At 69.5% G+C, this 20,665-nt stretch carries 20 protein-coding genes; 13 read left to right on the forward strand and 7 right to left on the reverse strand.

What is annotated here, in order from left to right:
• Positions 1-107: 107 nt before the first annotated feature.
• Positions 108-974 (forward strand): MmpS family transport accessory protein, encoded by an 867-nt coding sequence (locus AC5Y3P_RS05430; protein ID WP_500044867.1) that lies wholly within the window; start codon positions 108-110, stop codon positions 972-974.
• Complete coding sequence (locus tag AC5Y3P_RS05435; RefSeq protein ID WP_500044868.1) at positions 974-1,618, forward strand: DUF2561 family protein; 645 nt, start codon at positions 974-976, stop codon at positions 1,616-1,618. The genes AC5Y3P_RS05430 and AC5Y3P_RS05435 overlap by 1 nt, the downstream gene beginning before the upstream one ends.
• Positions 1,619-1,933: 315 nt before the next feature.
• On the opposite strand, the gene qcrB is transcribed toward AC5Y3P_RS05435, so the two are convergent.
• Genes qcrB through ctaE form a run of 4 tightly spaced genes read right to left on the reverse strand, consistent with a single transcriptional unit; the run spans position 1,934 to position 6,230 of the window.
• Positions 1,934-3,610: a cytochrome bc1 complex cytochrome b subunit gene (gene qcrB / locus AC5Y3P_RS05440; RefSeq protein WP_500044869.1), complete on the reverse strand. Its 1,677-nt coding sequence runs from the start codon at positions 3,608-3,610 to the stop codon at positions 1,934-1,936.
• Positions 3,607-4,758 (reverse strand): cytochrome bc1 complex Rieske iron-sulfur subunit, encoded by a 1,152-nt coding sequence (gene qcrA / locus AC5Y3P_RS05445; RefSeq protein ID WP_500044870.1) that lies wholly within the window; start codon positions 4,756-4,758, stop codon positions 3,607-3,609. Before qcrA ends, qcrB begins: the two co-directional genes overlap by 4 nt.
• Positions 4,755-5,606, reverse strand: a complete 852-nt coding sequence (gene qcrC / locus AC5Y3P_RS05450; protein WP_500044871.1) for a cytochrome bc1 complex diheme cytochrome c subunit — start codon at positions 5,604-5,606, stop codon at positions 4,755-4,757. The genes qcrA and qcrC overlap by 4 nt, the downstream gene beginning before the upstream one ends.
• Before the next feature lie 12 nt (positions 5,607-5,618).
• A complete protein-coding gene (gene ctaE, locus AC5Y3P_RS05455; protein WP_500044872.1) occupies positions 5,619-6,230 on the reverse strand; it encodes an aa3-type cytochrome oxidase subunit III in 612 nt (203 codons plus the stop codon).
• A gap of 112 nt (positions 6,231-6,342) precedes the next feature.
• Between ctaE and trpD the strand changes: the two genes are divergently transcribed.
• The gene (gene trpD, locus AC5Y3P_RS05460; RefSeq protein WP_500044873.1) at positions 6,343-7,440 is read left to right on the forward strand and encodes an anthranilate phosphoribosyltransferase; all 1,098 of its coding nucleotides are present in this window, start codon (positions 6,343-6,345) and stop codon (positions 7,438-7,440) included.
• Here the strand turns inward: trpD and AC5Y3P_RS05465 are convergent.
• The gene (locus AC5Y3P_RS05465; RefSeq protein WP_500044874.1) at positions 7,424-9,259 is read right to left on the reverse strand and encodes a DEDD exonuclease domain-containing protein; all 1,836 of its coding nucleotides are present in this window, start codon (positions 9,257-9,259) and stop codon (positions 7,424-7,426) included. The genes trpD and AC5Y3P_RS05465 overlap by 17 nt on opposite strands.
• A gap of 178 nt (positions 9,260-9,437) precedes the next feature.
• Here AC5Y3P_RS05465 and AC5Y3P_RS05470 point away from each other — a divergent pair, with 178 nt between their 5' ends.
• From AC5Y3P_RS05470 to AC5Y3P_RS05485, 4 genes are all read left to right on the forward strand, one after another.
• On the forward strand, positions 9,438-9,692 hold the full coding sequence (locus AC5Y3P_RS05470) for a hypothetical protein (RefSeq protein ID WP_500044875.1): 255 nt from the start codon (positions 9,438-9,440) through the stop codon (positions 9,690-9,692).
• 223 nt (positions 9,693-9,915) lie between these two features.
• The gene (gene ripC / locus AC5Y3P_RS05475; RefSeq protein WP_500044876.1) at positions 9,916-11,076 is read left to right on the forward strand and encodes a peptidoglycan hydrolase RipC; all 1,161 of its coding nucleotides are present in this window, start codon (positions 9,916-9,918) and stop codon (positions 11,074-11,076) included.
• A gap of 52 nt (positions 11,077-11,128) precedes the next feature.
• Positions 11,129-11,944 carry a hypothetical protein gene (locus AC5Y3P_RS05480; RefSeq protein ID WP_500044877.1) on the forward strand — a complete coding sequence of 272 codons (816 nt, stop codon included), beginning with the start codon at positions 11,129-11,131 and terminating at the stop codon, positions 11,942-11,944.
• 22 nt (positions 11,945-11,966) lie between these two features.
• Entirely contained in the window at positions 11,967-13,100 is a 1,134-nt protein-coding gene (locus AC5Y3P_RS05485; protein ID WP_500044878.1) for a glycosyltransferase family 4 protein, read from the forward strand.
• Positions 13,101-13,107: 7 nt separating this feature from the next.
• Here the strand turns inward: AC5Y3P_RS05485 and AC5Y3P_RS05490 are convergent, their stop codons facing one another.
• Positions 13,108-14,910, reverse strand: coding sequence for an AMP-dependent synthetase/ligase (locus tag AC5Y3P_RS05490; protein ID WP_500044988.1), 1,803 nt, complete (start codon positions 14,908-14,910; stop codon positions 13,108-13,110).
• Positions 14,911-15,039: 129 nt separating this feature from the next.
• Here AC5Y3P_RS05490 and AC5Y3P_RS05495 point away from each other — a divergent pair, with 129 nt between their 5' ends.
• The 5 genes from AC5Y3P_RS05495 (at position 15,040) to AC5Y3P_RS05515 (ending at position 18,477) form a co-directional block, all read left to right on the forward strand.
• Positions 15,040-15,429 carry a polyketide cyclase / dehydrase and lipid transport gene (locus AC5Y3P_RS05495; protein ID WP_500044879.1) on the forward strand — a complete coding sequence of 130 codons (390 nt, stop codon included), beginning with the start codon at positions 15,040-15,042 and terminating at the stop codon, positions 15,427-15,429.
• Positions 15,430-15,537: 108 nt separating this feature from the next.
• Positions 15,538-15,972, forward strand: a complete 435-nt coding sequence (locus AC5Y3P_RS05500) for an SRPBCC family protein (protein WP_500044880.1) — start codon at positions 15,538-15,540, stop codon at positions 15,970-15,972.
• Complete coding sequence (locus tag AC5Y3P_RS05505) at positions 15,969-17,234, forward strand: ArsA family ATPase (protein ID WP_500044989.1); 1,266 nt, start codon at positions 15,969-15,971, stop codon at positions 17,232-17,234. The genes AC5Y3P_RS05500 and AC5Y3P_RS05505 overlap by 4 nt, the downstream gene beginning before the upstream one ends.
• Positions 17,231-17,665 (forward strand): hypothetical protein, encoded by a 435-nt coding sequence (locus tag AC5Y3P_RS05510; RefSeq protein WP_500044881.1) that lies wholly within the window; start codon positions 17,231-17,233, stop codon positions 17,663-17,665. The genes AC5Y3P_RS05505 and AC5Y3P_RS05510 overlap by 4 nt, the downstream gene beginning before the upstream one ends.
• A gap of 92 nt (positions 17,666-17,757) precedes the next feature.
• Complete coding sequence (locus AC5Y3P_RS05515; protein ID WP_500044882.1) at positions 17,758-18,477, forward strand: lysophospholipid acyltransferase family protein; 720 nt, start codon at positions 17,758-17,760, stop codon at positions 18,475-18,477.
• Here the strand turns inward: AC5Y3P_RS05515 and AC5Y3P_RS05520 are convergent.
• Entirely contained in the window at positions 18,416-19,693 is a 1,278-nt protein-coding gene (locus tag AC5Y3P_RS05520; protein WP_500044883.1) for a glycosyltransferase family 87 protein, read from the reverse strand. The two genes, AC5Y3P_RS05515 and AC5Y3P_RS05520, sit on opposite strands and share 62 nt — an antisense overlap.
• 112 nt (positions 19,694-19,805) lie before the next feature.
• On the opposite strand from AC5Y3P_RS05520, the gene AC5Y3P_RS05525 reads away from it, so the two are divergent.
• Complete coding sequence (locus AC5Y3P_RS05525) at positions 19,806-20,663, forward strand: hypothetical protein (protein WP_500044990.1); 858 nt, start codon at positions 19,806-19,808, stop codon at positions 20,661-20,663.
• The last annotated feature ends 2 nt before the right edge of the window (positions 20,664-20,665 follow it).

The following is a 20,665-nucleotide window of genomic DNA, read 5'->3' on the forward strand; positions in this document are numbered from 1 at the left end:
CGCCACGGTCCCGTCGTGCCGGTTCGGCCAGCCACGTTGGGTAGTGTTGCCGGGGCACGACAGGCGCGTGCTCGTTACGGTGATCTAGTCGAGAAGGACAGACGAGGATGAGCGGGCCGAATCCCCCGGGACCGGAGTCCGACGACGATCCGGATGCGATGGACGCTGCCGACGCCGCCGGTGACCTCGATTCGACCGAGGCGGTATCCGAAGGCTTCCCGTCCCAGGCCTACTCGGCCCCGGAATCCGAGCAGTTCCAGAGCGCGCCGTACGTGCCGGCCGACCTCGAGCTCTACGACTACGACGCCTACGGCACCGCGGAGGACGAGCGTCCGCCGCGCTGGCCGTGGGTGGTGGGCATCACCGCGATCATCGCCGCGATCGCGCTGGTGGTGTCGGTTTCTTTGCTGGTCACCCAGACCGACACCGATCAGCTGGCGACGCCGGTGACCACGACGACGTCGGTGCCGCCGGTACAGGACGAGTTCCCGACCACGACCACGCCGACGACCACCGAAGAACCGCCCCCGCCGCCACCGCCGACCACGGAACCGCCGCCCCCGCCGCCGCCGGAGACCGTGACGGTGACCTCGCCGGCGCCGCCGCCCGCGCCCGCACCGGCGCCGGAACCCGAACCGGCTCCGGAGCCGGCCCCGGAGGAGCCCGCCGCCGAGCCGACGCCGGCGCCCACCACCCGCTCGGGACCGCGTCAGGTCACCTACTCGGTGACCGGCAGCAAGTCGCCCGGGGACATCATCTCGGTCACCTACGTCGACGCCAACGGGCGTCGTCGCACCCAACGCAACGTGTACATTCCGTGGTCGCTCACGGTGACCCCGATTTCCCAGTCGGAGGTAGGTTCGGTGCAGGCATCCAGCTTGTTCGGTTTCAGCAGGCTCAATTGTTCGATCACGACCAGCGACGGTCAGGTGTTGTCCGCCAACACCAGCAACGCCGCGCAGACCAGCTGCTGATGCGGGCGTCGAGCGTGGAGATGGAGAACCGGTTCGAGCAGCTGCTCAAATCACCCGAGGCCGTCGACCGGGCGCTGATCGCGGCGTGCGCGGTGGTGTGGCTGCTGGTGCTCGGGTTGTCGGTGGCCGCCGGGGTGGCGCTGGTCGATCTGGGCAGCGCGCACAGCGCAGCCATCGACGGCGAGGACGGCGGCGGAACCCCGTGGGTGCTGTACGTGGTGATGGGGATCTCGGCGCTGGTGATCGCGCTGGCCATCCCGCTGCTGCTGCGCGCGCGGCGGGCCGAACCGGGCGAATCCGGGCGCAAACCCGGACCGGTGCGCTCCGCGCTGCGGGGCAGCGAAAGCGACCCGCCCGGATATCCCGGGCCGACGCCGGCACGTTATTCCAGCGCGGTGATCTCGGCCGAAGAGCTGGACCGGATGTGGCTGCGCTGCGGGGTGGGCGTGCTGACCGCGGCCGGGCTGGCGATGGCGTCGGTGGCGGTCGCGACCCAGCTGATGGCGGTCGGACACGACGGCTGGTCCTGGGGCTTGTATGCGCTGGGTGCGGTGTTCGCCGGCGCGATGATCGCGATTCCCGGGTTCTACTTCCACCGGCTGCGGGCGACGCTGGACAACGCCGATAGGGATTCGGCCGGCTAGCTCGGGGCTGCCGTCGGTGGCCCAGATCTCGGGCTGAGGCCGGTTAGGAGCTCGGACTGAGGCGGCCAGGCGCTCGGGCTGAGGCCGGTCAGGTGCTCGGGCTGAGGCCGGTCAGGTGCTCGTCGTAGGTAACCGGCGCGGTCAATGGGGTAGCGGTGGCCGCTAGGGCGGATATCGGTCGTGAACCGTGAATTGTGTACGCATATCGCGAGTGCGGGCGTACACAATTCACGGTTCACGGCACAAACCGGCCCGATACAGCAGCGAGGCCGTCACCCGGTGGGGGTGACGGCCTCGTCCGCTCGCGGAGATCGACTAGTGCTGCTGGCCGTTGCCGGTGTCGATCTCGGTCTCCTGGTACTCCCGCAGCGCGGTCAGGGCACGCTGCTCGGAGGCGTGCGCCGCCTCGTTGATGGCGTCGGCCTGCTCCGGCGGATCCGCGGTGAGGAAGCTGCCCACACCGGGGGCGCCGGCCGAACCGAGCTTGTTCATCTTCTTCGGCAGCGGAGCGCCCTGGTAGTCCAGCGGGATCGGGTGGCCGTGCTCGTCGACCGGTCCGATCGGCTGGTGCAGCTCGATGTAGGCACCGTGCGGCAGCCGCTTGATGATGCCGGTCTCGATGCCGTGCTCGAGCACCTCGCGGTCACTACGCTGCAGCGCCACGGCCCAGCGGTAGGTGATGAACCAGACGATCGGGGGCAGCACCAGCATGCCGATCCGGCCGATCCAGGTCGTCGCGTTCAGCGAGATGTGGAACTTCCAGGCGATCACGTCGTTCATCGCCGACAGCGTCAGGATCATGTAGAACGAGATCGCCGCCGCGCCGATGGCGGTCCGGACCGGAGCGTCCCGGGGCCGCTGCAGCAGGTTGTGGTGGGCGTTGTCGCCGGTGAACTTCTTCTCCAGGAACGGCCACGCGCCCAGCAGGATGAAGATCGCACCCATGGCCAGCGCCACCCAGATCACCGCGGGAATGGTGTGCCCGAATGGGTAGAGCTCCCAGGCCGGCATGACCCGGGCCATGCCTTCGGTCCACATCATGTAGAAGTCCGGCTGGCTACCTGCCGAAATCTGAGATGGCTTGTAGGGCCCCAGTTCCCACACCGGGTTGATCTGCAGCAGACCACCCATCAGACCCAGCACACCGGCGGTCAGCGCGAAGAACGCACCCGATTTGACCGCGAACACCGGCATCACGCGGACGCCGACGACGTTGGTCTCGGTCCGGCCCGGGCCGGGGAACTGGGTGTGCTTCTGGAACCACACCAGCGCCATGTGGGCACCGATCAGCGCCAGGATGATGGCCGGGATTAGCAGGATGTGCAGCGCGTACATCCGCGGGATGATGATGCCGGCACCCGGCGCCAGGCAGTTGTTGCCGACGCCGCCGCACGGGAAGTCGCCGGCGAACAGCGCCCAGTGCAGCCAGCTACCGATCACCGGCATGCCCAGGGTGATCGAGCTCATCGCGGCGCGCAGGCCGATACCGGAGAGCAGGTCGTCCGGCAGCGAGTAACCGAAGTAGCCCTCGAACATCGCCAGGATCAGCAGCAGCGTGCCGATGATCCAGTTGGCCTCACGCGGGCGCCGGAACGCACCGGTGAAGAAGATGCGGGCCAGGTGCACCATGATCGACGCGGCGAACAGCAGCGCCGCCCAGTGGTGAACCTGCCGGACGAACAGACCGCCGCGCACCTCGAAGCTGATGTCCAGGGTCGACGCGTAGGCCTTCGACATCTCGATGCCCCGCAGCGGCTGGTACACGCCGTCGTAGGTGACGTGAGCCATCGACGGGTCGAAGAACAGCGTCAGGTACACGCCGGTGATCAACAGGATGATGAAGCTGTACAGCGCGATCTCGCCGAGCAGGAACGACCAGTGCGTCGGGAAGACCTTGTTCAGGATGCCGCGCCGCACCGCCGCCGACGGGTGATAGCGCGAATCGATCGCATCACCCTGTTTGGCCAGACGGTCTCCGATTTTCGAACTCATGACTTGCGCTCCCAGAAGGCCGGTCCGACGGGTTCGATGAAGTCGCCGTTGGCGACCAAGAAGCCATCTTGATCGATCGTGATGGGCAACTGTGCCAACGCGCGGGCCGCCGGGCCGAAGATCGGCTTGGCGTAGGCAAGCGCGTCGAACTGCGACTGATGGCAGGGGCACAGAATGCGGTAGGTCTGCTGCTCGTACAGCGACGACGGGCAGCCCAGGTGCGAGCAGACCTTGGTGTAGGCGAACAGGTCACCGAAGTTGAAGCTCTCCTGACCCTTGCGCTTGACCACCTTGGGTAGGTCCTGCGGCTTGATCCGGATCAACATCACCGGGTTGCGCACACCCATGTGGATCTGGGACAGCTTGTGGTGCGACTCGACGGTGGTGCCGTCGCCGTCGGATTCCCGCCACGGGAAGACGGTCTCCATGCCGCCGGCGTCGAGGTCCTCGGCCCGCATCTTGACGAACGGGGCGTGGCTGTCACCGGTGGCACGGGCCAGGTAGATGGTCTCGCCGTGGTAGCGCGGGGTCCACCCCGAGGTCCACAGCACGGCCTTCTTACCCTCGGCGGTCTCCACCACGGGCTTCCACGGGTTCTTGATCATGCCGCCGGCGAACGCGACCAGCGTGCCCAATCCGAAGGCACCCATGCCCAGGCCCAGCGAGGCGCCGATCATCTTGCGGCGCTTGATGGTCGAGCCTTCGAGCGCGTCGGTCAGGTTGGCCGCGATGGTCTTGCGGTGCAGCTCCGGGGAGGCGCCGTCGTGGCGCTCCTGGATGGTGATCTCCTCCGGGATGAACTTCTTCTGGAAGAGCACCGCGCCGATGCCGATGCACAGGATCGAACCGCCGAAGGTCAGGCCGTACATCGGGGTGGCCAGGTTGTACCACCAGCTGTCCGGGTCGAACTCCCACGGCCAGAAGATGAAGACCACCAGCAGCGCCAGACCGAGGAAACCGCCGAGCATCAACCAGCGGGCCACCGCGCGCTCGGCGCGCTTCTCGGCCTTGGTGCCCTCGACCGGCCACCGCTGTTCCTTGAAGACGATGTCGACGCCGTCGAGCTCGCCGCCGAGCGCCAGCAGTTCCTCGCGCGACATCGCGGCGAGCTGCTCGTCGGTGGGGTTGGTGCGGTTGTCGTTGCTCATGAACGTGCCCCGATCCACATCGTGATTCCGATCATGATCACCATGGCGCCGATCCAGATGAACATGCCCTCAGAGGTCGGCCCGAAGCCACCCAGGCCGTAGCCACCGGGGCTGCGGGACTCCGCAGCGTGCCGCACGTAGCTGACGATGTCGGCCTTCTCTTCGGGGGAGAGCTGCCGGTCGGAGAACTTCGGCATGTTCTGCGGGCCGGTCAGCATCGCGGTGTAGATCACCGCGGGTTCGCTGTCGCCGAGGTCGGGAGCCCACTTACCGGAGGACAGCGCGCCGCCCTTACCGGTGAAGTTGTGGCAGGACGCGCAGTTCAGCCGGAACAGGTCACCGCCGCGCGCGACGTTGCCGTTGGTCAGCGACTCGGTCGCGATGTGGTCGCCGTCGCGCGGGACCACCGGACCGCCGCCGTGCGCCTGGACGTAGGCACCCAGGGCGTCGGTCTGTTCCGCGGTGAAGTTCGGCGGCTTGGCCGGCGCCTGGGCGTTCAGGCTCATTGCGGGCATCCGGCCGGTGGAGACCTGGAAGTAGACCGCGGCCTCGCCGACACCGATCAGGCTGGGGCCACGGTCCGCCACGCCCTGCAGGTTGACGCCGTGGCAGGTGACACAAGAGGTCTCGTAGAGCTCTTGGCCTTGCCGCAGCATCGCCGAACTGGCCTCGTCGGCCACGGCCACCTGAGGTGTGGGAGTCAGTAGCGCCGCCATGCCACCGGCCATGGCCAATGCCATCATCAGCAATAGGCCACCTGTGGCCCGGCGCCGCCAGCGCCGTCGGGACCGGTCGTCGCTGACCGATCCGGTCAGCCGCGTGATCTTCAACCGAGCACTCCTGTTCATCACGGTCACTTGCTAGCGGACGAAGTAGATGACGGCGAACAGTGCAATCCACACGATGTCGACGAAGTGCCAGTAATAGGACACGACGATCGCTGCGGTGGCCTGTGCCGGGGTGAACTTACTCATGGTGGTGCGAGCGAGGAGCAGCACGAAGGCGATCAGACCGCCGATCACGTGCAGGCCGTGGAACCCGGTGGTCATGTAGAACACCGTGCCGTAGGCGCTGCCCGGGATGGTGGTGCCGTGCTCCACCAGGTGCAGGTACTCGTAGCCCTGGCCGAGCACGAAGAACGTGCCCATCGCCAGCGTCAGCAGATACCAGCGGCGCAGCCCGAACACGTCACCGCGCTCGGCTGCGAACACGCCGAGCTGGCAGGTGAACGATGAGGCAATCAGCACCAGCGTCACCGGCACCGCCAACGCGAGATTCAACTCGGTGGGCGGCGGCGGCCAATCGCCGTCCGCTTGGGCGCGCGCGGTGAAGTACATCGCGAACAATCCAGCGAAGAACATCAGCTCACTGGATAGCCACACGATGGTGCCGACACTGACCATATTTGGCCTGTTCAGCGAATGTACGCGCGACGTGATTGCAGTTCCCGAAGTACCTACAGCGCTCGTCACAGGTAGAAGTATGACGCTTTGTAGTTGTCGAACTCCACCCGGGGATGCATTTAGGTCGTTCCGGGAGCGGGCCGCGTTGGGAATTGACGTCCCGACGTGCGAATATCGGGCCGTGACCCGTTCTTCATCGCAACCCGCCCACCGTCCCTCCGGCGTGTCGGGGCCGGCCCCCTCCTGGCGTGGGGTGCTCGGTCAGCTCACCGAGGGCCATGACCTGGGACCCGGCGAAGCCGGTTGGGCGATGGACCAGATCATGACCGGGGCAGCCTCGCCGGCCCAGATCGCCGCGTTCGGGGTGAGCATGAAGATGAAGCGGCCGACGGCTGCCGAAGTCAGTGAGTTGGCCGACACCATGCTGGCGCACGCCCGCAAGATGCCGCCGGAGGTGATCGGCACCGACACCGTCGACGTGGTGGGTACCGGCGGTGACGGCGCCAACACCGTCAACCTGTCCACGATGGCCTCGATCGTGTGCGCGGCCGCCGGGGTCCCGGTGATCAAGCACGGCAACCGGGCGGCGTCGTCGCTGTCCGGTGGCGCCGACACACTCGAGGCGCTCGGCGTGCGGATCGACCTCGGCCCCGAGGACGTCGCACGCTGCCTGCAGGAGCTCGGCATCGGGTTCTGCTTTGCGCCGCAGTTCCATCCCTCCTACCGGCATGCCGGCGTGGCCCGCCGCGAGATCGGCGTCCCGACGGTGTTCAACCTGCTCGGACCGCTGACCAATCCGGCGATGCCGCGCGCCGGGCTGATCGGCTGTGCGTTCGGTGACCTCGCCGAGGTGATGGCCGGGGTGTTCGCGGCCCGCCGCTGCAGTGTGCTGGTGGTGCACGGGGACGACGGCCTCGACGAGCTGACCACCACCACGACGTCGACGATCTGGCGGGTGCAGGCCGGCACCATCGACCGGCTCACCTTCGACCCGGCCGGTTTCGGGTTCCCGCGCGCGCAGCTCTCCGAGCTGATCGGCGGTGACGCCGCCAGTAACGCCGCCGAGGCGCGTGCGGTGTTCGGTGGGGCCAAGGGCGCGGTGCGCGACGCCGTCGTGCTCAACGCGGCCGGCGCGATGGTCGCGCATGCCGGGTTGTCCAGCTCGGCGGACTGGCTGCCGTCCTGGGAGTCCGGCCTGGCGCGGGCCGCCGAGGCGATCGACTCCGGGGCGGCAGCACAGCTGCTGGCCCGCTGGGTGCAGTTCACCCAGAAGCTCTGAGCCGGCCCCGCGGGGTCGGGACGGACGGCTCGGGCGTGATGTCCGCGGCGTCCGGGAAGGTTGCCGCGCGATCCCATTGGGCCGCAGCCAGCTGCGCCGAACGTGCGGTGCCCAGCCAGCTGCCGAACTTGCCGGCCGCGTGCACCGGCGTGCACCAGGGCGGGCTGTCCTCGTCGACCGTCACGATCCGGGTGCCCGCGGTGGCCAACCAGCGCACCAGCAGACCGGTCTCCTCGATCAACGCACCCCCGGCTGGCGCGGCCTGCGGCAACACCACCTGAGCCGCGCTGCGCAGCGCGGCCACCACCGGCATCGGTGGCACCCCGCGCGCGGCGTTGCCGGCCGCGGCCAGTCGGCCGTGCCGCAGCATCGCCAGGTGCCAGCCGCCCTGTCCGTCCGGCTGGGCCGCCACCAGCTCGGTGACGTCGGCCAGTGCCTTGAGCCGCTGGCCGCGCCAGATGGTCTCGACTGCGGTGGCGGTGTGGTCACGCAGCCGCGCCGCGCTCTCGTAGAGCCCACGCCCGGCCAGTGCGCCGACCTTGGCGACCGGCCCGGCCAGTGCGGTGGCGTCGGCGCCGGCGATCAGGTCGGCCGCGCGCTGCACCGCCGCGGCGTATTCGGTGGCCGACACATCACGGGCGGCCGGGCAGCCGGCCACCTCGCGCTGCGGGCAGGCCGGCCCGTGCCGGCCGCGGGCGCCCAGCCGGGTGGTGCAGGTGCGCACACCGGTGAACTCGGCCAGCAGCGTCGCGGTGGCGGCGGCGTCGGCGCGCGCCCGGAACGGACCCAGCACCCGGTCGTGGCCGGGCGAGCGCACCACCTTGAACCGGGGGAACGGCTCGTCGGACAGCGTCACCCACCACCACCGGTGCGGGAAGCGGGAGCGCCGGTTGTACGGCGGGGCGTGCGCGGCCAGCAGCCGCAGTTCGCGCACCCCGGCTTCCAGTGCGTGCGCGCATTCGACGTGCTCGACCCGCTCCGCGAGCGCCACCATCTCCTTGATCCGGCCGCGCGGATCCGCCCCGGTGAAGTACTGACCCACCCGACGGCGCAGGTCGACGGCGGTTCCGACGTAGAGCACCTGGTCGTCTGGACCACGGAACAAATAGACCCCCGGCCGGTGCGGCAACGCTTGCGCCAGACCGCGTTTGCGGCGCTGCGCCGGTGTGACGTTCGGAAGGTGTGCGCGCAGGTCGGCGTAGGTGTGCACGCCCTGGTTGCCGACCCGCTCGAGCAACGCGTGCAGCACGTCGACGGTGGCGCGGGCGTCGTCCAGCGCCCGGTGCGTGGGCCGGCCGGCGATCCGCAGCGTGCGGGCCAACGCGCCCAGCGCCACGCTGGGCGCCTCGTCGCGGGTCAGCACCCGGCGGGCCAGCTTCACCGTGCACAACACCGGCGGCCGCGGCCAGGCGAGGTCGCATTCGGCGGCGGCCGCGCGCAGGAAAGCCATGTCGAAACCGGCGTTGTGGGCCACCCACACCGCACCCCTGGCGAACTCCAGGAACATCGGCAGCACGGCGTTGATTTGAGGTGCGTCGTGCACCATCGCGGTGGTGATGCCGGTCAGCGAGACGATCTGGGGTGGGATCGGGCGGCCCGGGTCGACCAGGGTGGCAAACTCGCCGAGCACCTCGCCGCCGCACACCTTGACCGCCCCGATCTCGGTGATCGCGTCCCGGGGCCCGCCCGGCTCGGCGGGCCGGGCGCGCCCACCGGTGGTCTCCAGGTCGACCACCACGAAGGTGGTGCGGGCCAGCGGCAACTCGGCGGCCGCGTCGACGTCGGCGAAGCTCAGTTGCGCTCCCAGGGGCTCACCCACGCCGCAGACGCTAGGGCACCCCGGTGACAAACATCGCTTTCGCCACTTCCGACTCAGCTGTCACAGGGCCGTGTCACGGCCGGATCGGCTCGCGCCCGCCGAACTTGTCGGTGGCCTGGCCTAGCGTCGCGAGCGCAGCGCCTGACCAGGCGTGTCGTGCAACGAAAGGATCGACGACATGGTGCGAGCACCGGAGCCGGGGGACGGGTCGATGGCTGACCGTGACCCCGACGAACCCGTCGTCATCGACTGCGATGACTGTGCTGTCCGCGGACCAGGCTGCCGAGATTGTGTGGTCAGCGTGCTGCTGGGAGTGCCGGAGACGTTGCTGGCCGATGAACGGGCCGCGTTGGAGGCGCTGGCGGAGGTGGGCTTGGCGCCGCGGCTGCGGCTGGTGCCGGTGCACCGGCGGCCGCGTCCGGGGGTGGCCTGACCGACGCCGGCGCCCGGCTGACCGACGCCGTGGGCGGGCCCGAATGCCCCGGATTGAGGGGCCGCAATGCGCGCGCCGGGCGAGCGGTTTGGCATCCGGGCTGATAAATTTGGGTCTTCTGTTGGACAACGCCGATGCCGTTTCGTAACCTATTTGAGACCTAAGGCGGTTCGGCGCCGACGCTCTCGCTGCGCGCCGAAGGCAGTTTGTAAGGAACGCAATCTTGAGGTTCGACGCCAAGCACGTACATGCTCGCGGTCAAAAGCGCTCCCTCAAGCGGATGGCTCTTGGCGTTCTGGCCGGCTTCACCCTGGTCGGCGGACTGCTGGTACCGGCGGCGCAGGCCGATCCCGCCGACGACGCGCTGCACAAACTGCAGGAGCTGTCCCGCGAGGCCGAGCAAACTACCGAAGCGGTGCACAGCGCGCAGATCGACCTGACCAACAAGCTGGCCGAGCAGCAGGCCGCCGAGCAGCAGCACGCCGCCGACCTGGCTGCCGCGGAGGCCGCGCAGGTGCAGCTGGCAAAGTTCCAGAGCAAGGTCAACAAGGTCGCGATCTCGATGTACATGGGTGGTCGCACCGACGGCTTCAGCGCGCTGCTGACCGCCAAGTCGCCGCAGCACCTGATCGACAAGCTGGCCGTGCAGCGCGTGATGGCGACCCAGATGTCCGAGCAGCTGGGCAACTTCCGCGAGGCCAGCACGAGCGCTCGCACCGCCGAGGAGGCGTCGGCCAAGTCGGCCGCCGAGGCCAAGGCAGCCGCCGAGCAGGCCGCGGCCGTACGCGCCGACCTGCAGGCCAAGCAGAGTCAATTGCAGGTCAAGATCGCCGTGGTCAAGGCGCAGTACGAGGCGTTGACGCCGGATCAGCGGGTGGCACTGGCTGCGCCGCACCCGGTTCCGGTGCCGCCGGCGGCCCCCGGGCCCGAGGCTCCGGCCGAGACCGCGCCCGGTCCGGAGATCCTGGCCGCACCGGATCCCGCCGCGGCCATCCCGCCCGGTGACGTGGCAGCCCCCGAACTGGCCCCGGGTTCCGGCGTCGGCAACGTGGTGGTGCAGGCCGCGCTGACCCGGGTCGGTTCGCCGTACTCCTGGGGCGGTTCCGGCCCCAACGCATTCGACTGCTCGGGCCTGGTGATGTGGGCCTACCAGCAGGCCGGTATCTCGTTGCCGCACTCCAGCCAGGCGCTGGGCCGCGGTGGCACCCCGGTCTCCCGGGATCAACTGCAGCCCGGTGACGTCATCCAGCACTACTCGGATGCCTCGCACTCGAGCATCTACATCGGCGACGGCATGGTGGTGCACGCGTCCACCTACGGTGTGCCGGTCAAGGTGGTGCCGCTCGATGGTGCCGGACCGTTCTACAACGCGCGTCGGTACTGACACGCTCGGCTCTGTCGCTGGCCGGACTCGCCGTCGGCTCGCCCTGGCCGCGGTGTGTGGTGCGCTGGCCGTGGGCGGCGCACTGACCCTGGCGTTCCCGCCGGGCACCGGGCAGATCCCCACGACACCCACCGCTCTCGACACCTCCGGCACGGCCGTCAGGCCCGAACTGCGGGTCGGCGCCGACCGCAGCGTGACGTTGCTGAGCATGGGCGGGCAAGCCACCGATCCGGTGTTGAACCGGGTGGCGGGCATGCTGACCGGCGCCACCGACCGCGTCGAGGCGTTCTGGGGCACCGACTGGCCGCGCGAGATCGTCATCGTGGCCACCGACACGCCGGACCAGTTCGCCACCGCCGCGCCGGGCGCCGCGCCGCAGATGGCCGCGGTAGCCGTCGCCGACTCCGTCGACATCAGCCGCCGAACCGCCGAAGGGCAACGGATCGTGTTGGCGCCCAAGGCTTCCGAGATGAGCGATGCGGCATTGGAACTGGTCCTGACCCATGAGCTGTTCCACTACGCGGCCCGCGCGCAGACCCACCCGCAGGCGCCGCGCTGGATCACCGAGGCGGTGGCCGATTACCTGGCCCGGCCCGAGCAGCCGCGCCCGCCGGCCGCGACGCTGCCGGCTGCGTTGCCCGACGACGCCGATTTCGATACCACCGGCGCCGCGCTGTCGCAGGCCTACGACCGGGCCTGGTGGTTCGCCCGGTTCATCGCCGACCGCTACGGCGAGGATGCGCTGCACGCGCTCTACGTCGAGTCGGCCGGCGCCAACCCGGTGCCGCTGCCCGAGGCGCTGGCCGACGCCACCGGCAGCACACCGGAGCTGCTGCTGGCCGAGTGGCGGCGCTGGCTGGCCGGCTGACACCCGTTAGGCTCGGCACTCGATGACCCGGGTGCTGCTGGTGACCAACGACTTTCCGCCCCGGCGCGGTGGGATCCAGTCGTATCTGGCCGAACTGGCCGGGCGGATCGCCGCGCCGGGCGGCCACGAGCTGACCGTCTACGCGCCGGCCTGGAAGGGTGCCGCGGACTACGACGCGGCCGCCGGCTACCGGGTGGTGCGGCATCCGGGCAAGTTGATGCTGCCGGTGCCGTCGGTGGAGTCGCGGATGCGGGCCCTGATCGTCGAACACGGCATCGAGACGGTGTGGTTCGGTGCGGCCGCACCGCTGGCGTTGCTGGGGCCGCGGGCCCGGGCGGCCGGTGCGCGCCGGATCGTGGCCAGCACGCACGGCCACGAGGTGGGCTGGTCGATGCTGCCGGTGGCCCGGTCGGCGTTGCGCCGGATCGGCGACGGCGCCGACGTGATCACCTACGTCAGCCAGTACACCTGCAACCGGTTCGCTTCGGCGTTCGGGCCGCACGCCGCATTGGAACACCTGCCGCCGGGGGTCGACACCGACCGGTTCGCGCCGGACCCGGCTGCCCGCGCCGAACTGCGCCAGCGCTACCGCCTCGGCGAGCGCCCGACCGTGGTGTGCGTGTCCCGCCTGGTGCCGCGCAAGGGGCAGGACAAGCTGATCGCCGCGCTGCCGGCCATCCGCGCCCGGGTACCTGATGCCGCGCTGGTGATCGTCGGTGGTGGACCGCATCTGGACCAGCTGCGCAAGCTGGCCGACCAGCACCGGGTCACCGAACACGTCACCTTCACCGCGGGCGTACCGTTCGACGAGCTGGCCGCGCACTACGCACTCGGCGACGTGTTCGCGATGCCGTGCCGTACCCGGGGCGGCGGGCTGGACGTCGAAGGGTTGGGCATCGTGTTCCTGGAGGCCTCGTCCACCGGGATCCCGGTGGTGGCCGGCGATTCCGGGGGAGCGCCCGAGACCGTGCGCGAAGGCGAAACCGGGCACGTGGTCGACGGCCGAGACGTCGCCGCGATCGCCGACGCCGTGGCCGGGCTGCTGGAAGATCCGGAGCGCGCCGCCGCGATGGGCGCTGCGGGCCGGCAGTGGGTGCTGGCGCAGTGGCGCCAGGATGTGCTGGCGCAGCGGATGGCGGCTCTGCTCGCCGGCTGAGGCCGCGCTAGCCCTTTGCGTAGATCGCGTCGATCTCGTCGGTGAACTTCTCCACGACCACCTTGCGCTTGAGCTTCATGGTCGGCGTCAGCTCACCGGTGTCCTCGGTGAAGTCCACCCCGAGGATCCGGAACTTGCGGATCGCCTCGGCGTTGGACACGTGCTGGTTGGCCTCCTTGACCGCGTGCTCCACCTCGGCGAGCAGGTCGGAATCCTGCACCAGGTCGGCCACCGCGGCGTCAGCACGCTTGCCGTTGCGTTCCTTCCAGCCCTCGAAGGCCTCCGGGTCGATGGTGATCAACGCACCGATGAACGGCTGCGCGTCGCCGACCACCAGCGCCTGGCTGATCAGCGGGTGCGCCCGCAGCGGGTCTTCGAGCACCGCGGGCGCGACGTTCTTGCCGCCGGCGGTCACGATGATCTCCTTCTTGCGGCCGACGATCTGCACGAACCCCTCGTCGTCGACGGTGCCGAGGTCACCGGTGTGGAACCAGCCGTCGGTCAGGGCTTCGGCGGTGGCTTCCTCGTTGCGCCAGTAGCCGTTGAACACCACACCGCCGGCAACCAGCAGTTCGCCGTCCTCGGCGATGCGTAACTTGTTGCCGGGCAACAGGGTTCCGACAGTGCCTACCTTCATGTTGTCCATCCGGTTGACCGTGATCGCGGCGCTGGTCTCGGTCAGTCCGTAGCCCTCGTAGATGGTCAGCCCGACGCCGCGGTAGAAGTGGCACAGCCGGGCGCCCAGCGGCGCACCGCCGGAGATCGAGGCCCGGCAGTCTCCGCCGAGTGCCGCACGCAGCTTGTGGTACACCAGCTTGTCGAACAGCGCGTGCCGCAGCCGCAGCAGCAGGCCGGGTCCGCCGTGATCCAGCGCCTCGCTGTAGTCGATCGCGGTCTTGGCCGCGAGCGCGAAGATCTTGCCCTTGCCGTCGTTGCTGGCGTTCTGCTCGGCGGTGTTGTAGACCTTCTCGAACACCCGTGGCACCGACACCACGATGGTTGGCTTGAACACCGAGAACATCGGCACCAGGTTCTTGATGTCGCTGGTGAACCCGACCGTGACCTTGTTGTGGAAGGCCGCCAGCGTGATCGCCCGGGCCAGCACATGGGCCAGCGGCAGGAACACCAGCATGCGCTGCCCCTCGGTGAGCAGGCTGGGCACGCAGTCGGCGGCGCCCTTGATCTCGTAGAGCAGATTGGAATGGGTCAACTGGCAGCCCTTGGGCCGGCCGGTGGTGCCCGAGGTGTAGATCAGGGTGGCCGCGTCGGCCGACCGGATGCCGGCCACCCGCTGGTCCACCTCGCTGGGATCCACCGATGCGCCGGCCTCGGCCAGCTCGTCGAGCGCGGCCGGGCCTGCGGTGTCGATGTGGAACACCCGGCGCAACTCGGGCAGCTGATCGGCCAGCTGCGCGGCGATGGCAGCGTGCGCGTCGTTCTCCACGAACAGCGCCACCGCACCGGAGTCCGACAGCACCCAGGCGACCTGCTCGGCCGAGGAGGTCTCGTAGATCGGCACGGTCAGCGCGCCGGTCGCCAGGATGGCCAGGTCCAGGATGGCCCACTCGAACCGGGTCGCACTCAGGATGGCCACCCGGTCACCGGGCTGCACACCCTGGGCGATCAGGCCGCGCGCTGCCGAGCGGATCAACTCGGCGGCCTGCGCCGCGGTGACGTCGTGCCACTGGCCGTCGATCAGGCGCTGGTAGATGACGTAGTCCGGGTCGTTGCGCTCATGGTCGAACACGGCAGCGACGACGTTGTCGTCCTCGGCGATTTCGAATGTTGCGGGAACGCTGAACTCGCGCACTTCGGTGGCCTCTTCCGGGTCGGCGGTCAATGCCACCAGCCTAGTCGGCAGGTTTGCGCCGGTGTGGGAGTGTTCGGCAGGTCGGGGAGGTTGCCCGGCCTGGTCGCCGGTATGTGAAGCTAATGGGCGATGAACAGCATTCAGGTGGCCGACGAGACGTTCGTGGCGGCCGACGGCGCCGTGGTGGGTGCGGCGATCGCGGATCCGGCGCGCTGGCGGCGCTGGTGGCCCGATCTGAGCTTGAAGGTGGTCGAGGAGCGCGGCGAGGCGGGGATCCGCTGGACGGTGTCCGGGCCGCTGACCGGATCGATGGAAATCTGGTTGGAGCCCATGCTCGACGGCGTGATCCTGCACTACTTCCTGCACGCCGAACCGGCGGGTGTGACCGCGCACCAACTGGCCAAGCTGAACCTGGCCAAGCTCAACCACGCACGCCGGGTGGCCGGCAAGCGGATGGCCTTCGAAGTCAAGGGCGAACTGGAGTGCAACCGTCCGGTCGGGGCGGCACCTCAGGGCTGACGAGCCCCTCCCGGCGGGTGGGATGACAGGCGAGGTCGCAGGCGGTACGGGTACCGTCTGCAGACGAGCGGACAACTGCAAGTCATAGAGCGTTAGGGCAGCGATCACGTGGCGGACAAGACGACGCAAACCATCTACATCGATGCCGATCCGGGCACGGTGATGGACGTGATAGCCGACATCGGCTCGTATCCGGAGTGGGTCAAGGAGTACCAGGAAACCGAGGTGCTCGAGACCGGCGCCGACGGCAACCCGAAAGTGGCCCGGCTGGTGCTGGACGCCGCGGTGCTCAAGGACACCATGGTGTTCGAGTACGAGTGGCCCGCCGACCGTCGTTCGGTGCGCTGGTGGTTGGTATCGAGTTCGCTGCTCAAGGCGCTCGACGGGGAATATCGCTTGGTGCCCAAGGGATCCGGCACCGAGGTCACCTATGAGCTTGCGGTCGATCTGCTGATCCCGATGATCGGGCTGCTCAAGCGCAAGGCCGAACGTCGACTCACCGACACCGCACTCAAGGACCTGAAGAAGAGAGTCGAAGGCTGACCGAATCCAGCGCAGCGGCCGCCGTCCGCGCCCAGATCAGCCTGTTCGTCGGCAAGGGCGGGGTTGGCAAGTCGACGCTGGCGTCGGCCACCGCGGTGCGCATTGCGCAGTCCGGTGCCCGGGTGCTGCTGGTGTCCACCGACCAGGCGCACTCACTCGGCGACGTGCTCGGGGTGCCGGTGCCGGCCACCGGTGTGCGCGACCCGGTCCGGGTGCTGACCGATGATCCCGATGCCGGTGGCGGTTCGCTGGATGCGCTGGCCGTCGACACCCTGGCGCTGCTGGCGGCCCGGTGGCGCGAAGTGGCCGCCACGCTGGCCGGCCGGTTCCCGGACTCCGAGCTGGGCGATGTTGCGCCGGAAGAACTTTCGGCGCTGCCTGGAATCCAGGAGGTACTCGGACTGCACGAGGTGGCCGAGCTGGCGAACTCCGGACAGTGGGACACCATCGTGGTGGACTGCGCGTCCACCGCGGACGCGCTGCGGATGCTGACCCTGCCGTCGACCTTCGGGCTGTATCTGGAGCGGGCCTGGCCGCGGCACCGGCGGTTGTCCTCGGTGACCGACGCTGCGAGCGCGGCCGTGGTGGGCGTGTTGGAGCGGATCAGCGCCGGCATCGAGACGCTGGGCGCGCTGCTGACCGACGAGGACGTCGTCGGCGCGCACCTGGTGATGACCGCCGAACGGGTGGTGGCCGCCGAAGCCGCGCGCACCCTGGGGTCGCTGTCGTTGATGGGGGTGCGGGTCACCGAACTGATCGTCAACCAGGTACTGCTGCAAGACGACTCGTACGAGTACCGCAACCTGCCCGACCATCCGGCCTTCGATTGGTATGCCGAGCGGATCAGCGAGCAGCGCGCGGTGCTCGACGAACTGAGCGGCACCATCGGCGATGTGCAACTGGTGCTGACGCCGCATCTGCCCGGCGAACCGATCGGACCCAAGGCGCTCGCCGAGTTGCTCGACGCCGCCCGCCGCCGCGACGGCTCGGCTCCGCCCGGCCCGCTGCGCCCGGTGGTGGACTTGGAGTCCGGCACGGGACTCGGCTCGATCTACCGATTGCGACTAGAGTTACCGCATGTCGACTCCGGGGCGCTGTCCCTGGGCCGGGTCGACGATGATCTGATCATCGGGGTGGGGGGCATGCGCCGGCGGGTCCGGCTGGCCTCCGTCTTGCGTCGGTGCATCGTGATCAACGCCCAACTCAAGGGCAATCAGTTGACCGTGCGTTTTCGTCCCAACCCGGAGGTGTGGCCGAAGTGAGTGGGTCGCACTCGGATCTGGGTCCGGAGCTGCGTGCCTTGGCCGCAGCCCTGCTGGACCGGATCGACCCTGCGGTGCGCGCTGCCGCGGCGTTGGCCGCCGCCCGCTCCGGCGACAGCCCGGGCCGCTGCCAGCAGGTGTGGTGCCCGGTGTGCGCGTTGGCCGCGGTCGCCGCCGGTGAGGAGCATCCGCTGCTGACCGTGATCGCCGAGCATTCGATGGCGCTGCTGACCGTGGTGCGCGCGGTGATCGACGGCCACGACGCGGCCGCGCCGGCCGGCCCACCGCAGCCGCCCACCGACCCGAGCGGGCCACCACCGCAGACCGCGGACGACGCGGGTCCGGCGGCCGAACCGCGGCCCGCGGCCGAACCGGGTGGGCCCGGCGGCGCCGGCCGATATCAGCCCATCCACGTCACCGTCGAGGACTGATCGCAAACTCGCGTGTAGTCGCTACGGGTACCGGTGGGTAAAGTTGGCGCACGGCATCGTCGTCGTCGATGTGCGTCCGAGCGGGAGGGTCCATGTGGTATTGGCTGTTCAAGTACATCCTGCTGGGACCGCTACTGGCCGCCCTGGGTAGGCCAAAAGTCCAAGGCTTGGAACATGTTCCGGCTGATGGGCCGGCGATTCTGGCCAGCAACCACCTGGCCGTGATGGACAGCTTCTACCTGCCGCTGGTGGTGCGCCGCCGGATCACCTTCCTGGCCAAGCAGGAGTACTTCACCGGCACCGGGATCAAGGGCCGGTTCCTGGCCTGGTTCTACACCGTGGTCGGGCAGGTTCCGATCGACCGCACCAACGCCGACTCGGCGCAGGACGCGCTGCAGACCGCAGCCCGCATCCTGGGCGAGGGCAAGCTGCTGGGCATGTACCCGGAGGGCACCCGCTCGCCCGACGGCCGGCTCTACAAGGGCAAGACCGGCCTGGCCCGGCTGGCGCTCGAGACCGGTGTTCCGGTGATCCCGGTCGCGATGGTCGGCACCGACGTGGTCAACCCGCCGGGCCGCAAGGGCCTGCGGTTCGGCCGGGTCGAGGTGCGGTTCGGCAAGCCGATGGACTTCTCCCGGTTCGACGGCATGGCCGGCAACCGGTTCATCGAGCGCGCCGTGGTCGACGAGGTGATCTACGAGCTGATGCGGCTGTCCGGCCAGGAGTACGTCGACATCTACGCGGCCACGCTCAAGACGGGCGCAACGCAGGATCCGCCGGTGTCCCGGCTGCCGGAGTCGGCCGCGGGCTGACCCCCGGGTGGGATTTGCACACCACCGCGGTCACCACGATGACCGCCAGCGCCCACCACACGTAGGACGCGCCGAGCAGCTGCCGCCACAGCGCGGCCTGGGCCTCGCGGTGCTCGGGCATCAGCAGCAGCGGGTAGCTGGTCATCAGCAGCACCCCGACCACGGTCACGACGCCCAATGCGATGTTGCGCCACCGCACGGCCAGCAATCCCAGTGTCAGCAGCGCCGGCAACGCCCACACCCAGTGGTGTGACCAGGACACCGGCGAGACCACCAGACCGAACAGCGCCACCGTGATCAGCGCCAGCACCGGCTGCTCGGCGCGCAGCGCGTGCCGGCCGGCCCACACCGTCAGCGCCAGCACCAGCAGGCACAGCGTCACCCAGAGCAGGAACCGCGGTCCGTCCGGTATGCCGAGCCGCACCAGCAGCGCCGAGATGTTCTGGTTGGTGTTCAGCGTCGCGGTGCCGATCCGCTCGGTGTCGTGGATCGTCTTGGTCCAGTACTGCACCGAATCGCGCCAGGCCAGCGCGAACCCGACGGCGGTGGCGCCCAGCAGCGCCAAACCCGCGGTCCGCACCGCGCGCCAATCGCGGCGCAGCACGAAGTACACCAGGAACACCGCCGGCGTCAGCTTCACCGCGATCGCCAGGCCGACCAGCAGTCCGCGCGGCCACCAGGTGCGCCGGAGCAGGCAGTCCGCGATCACCATGGTCATCAGCACGACGTTGATCTGGCCGAAGTCGAAGTTGGCGTGCAGCGGTTCCAGCAGCACCGCGGCGGGTGCGCTGAGGGCAACCGCCAGCCACCAGCGGTCGGCGCTGCGGCCGGCCAGCACGTCGAGCCGGTTCAGCACGATCTGGGTCGAGACCACCAGCAGCACCAGGGTCAACCCGGTGATCACGGCGCTGGCCGCGGGCAGTGGCAGCCAGGCGAACGGCGCGAACACGATCGCGGCCAGCGGGGGATAGGTGAACGGCAGGTCCAGCCCGGCCTGGGTGTGGAACGACGAATCTGCGCCGTACAGCTCGTGGCCGTCCAGCCAGGCCCGCCCGCCCATCCGGTACACGTCGATGTCGATGCGGTAGTTGGCGTGGGTGAACAGCCACCAGGCCGCGGCAGCGAAGGCGATGACCGCCATCAGCTGGAACACCCGCCGGCCGATCAGCTGCCGAGGGGTCGCCGTCGTACCCGTGTGGGGCTGCCGAGTCATCATGTCCATGACAGGGTATCCGCGGCCGTGCGGCATCAGGGCACTGGCGTAAGTTCGGCACGTGGCGTGGGCGGTAGCAAGGCTCGAACACGAGGTCTCCTGGCACGTGCAACTGATGGCCCCCGGCCGGCTGCCGCTGGTCTGCTGTCTGGTCGCCTTCATCGTCACGTTCCTGATCACCCGGCTGATCGTGCGCTACATCCGCGCGCACGCCGGTGCTACCGGGCCGCGCAAGTGGTGGCAGCCGCGCAACCTGGCCATCGACGACGGCGACGGCGGCGGTTTCCATCTGCACCATGTGGTGATCGGGGTGGTGCTGGTGCTGGTTTCCGGTCTGGCCATGGTGACGCTGGCGGTCGACGGCAGCGAGCGTGACTTCACCGTCGCCGCAGTGTTCTTCGGGATCGGTGCCGCACTGGTGCTCGACGAGTTCGCGCTGATCCTGCACCTGCAGGACGTCTACTGGAGTGAGGACGGTCGCACGTCGGTGGACGCGGTGTTCGTCGCGGCCGCGGTGGCCGGACTGTTGGTCACCGGGTTCAATCCGTTGGCGTTCCTGGGTATCGACGTCTGGTCGAACGAAACCGGTTGGTACGCCAAGGCATTGCTGATCGGCGCAGCGGTGGTCAGCTTGGCGTTGGCGGTGCTGGTGTTGCTCAAGGGCAAGGTGTGGACCGGTCTGCTGGGGCTGGGCATGCCGCTGCTGCTGGTGGTCGGCGCGATCCGGCTGTCCCGTCCGCATGCGCCGTGGGCGCGGTGGCGCTACACCGACGACCCGCGCAAGATGCACCGCGCGCTGGTGCGGGAACGCCGGATCCGCCGGCCGATCGTGGCGACGAACCTGTGGCTGCAATCCGTGCTGGCCGGCATGCCGCGCTTCCCCGACGACGACGCCGTGGACGCCGAACTGGATCGCGCGATCCACCCGGCACCGGCTCCGTCGGCCCCGTCGAGCGTCGTCGGTGCTGGCTAGGC

The organism is Mycobacterium sp. NGS45 (assembly GCF_059812645.1).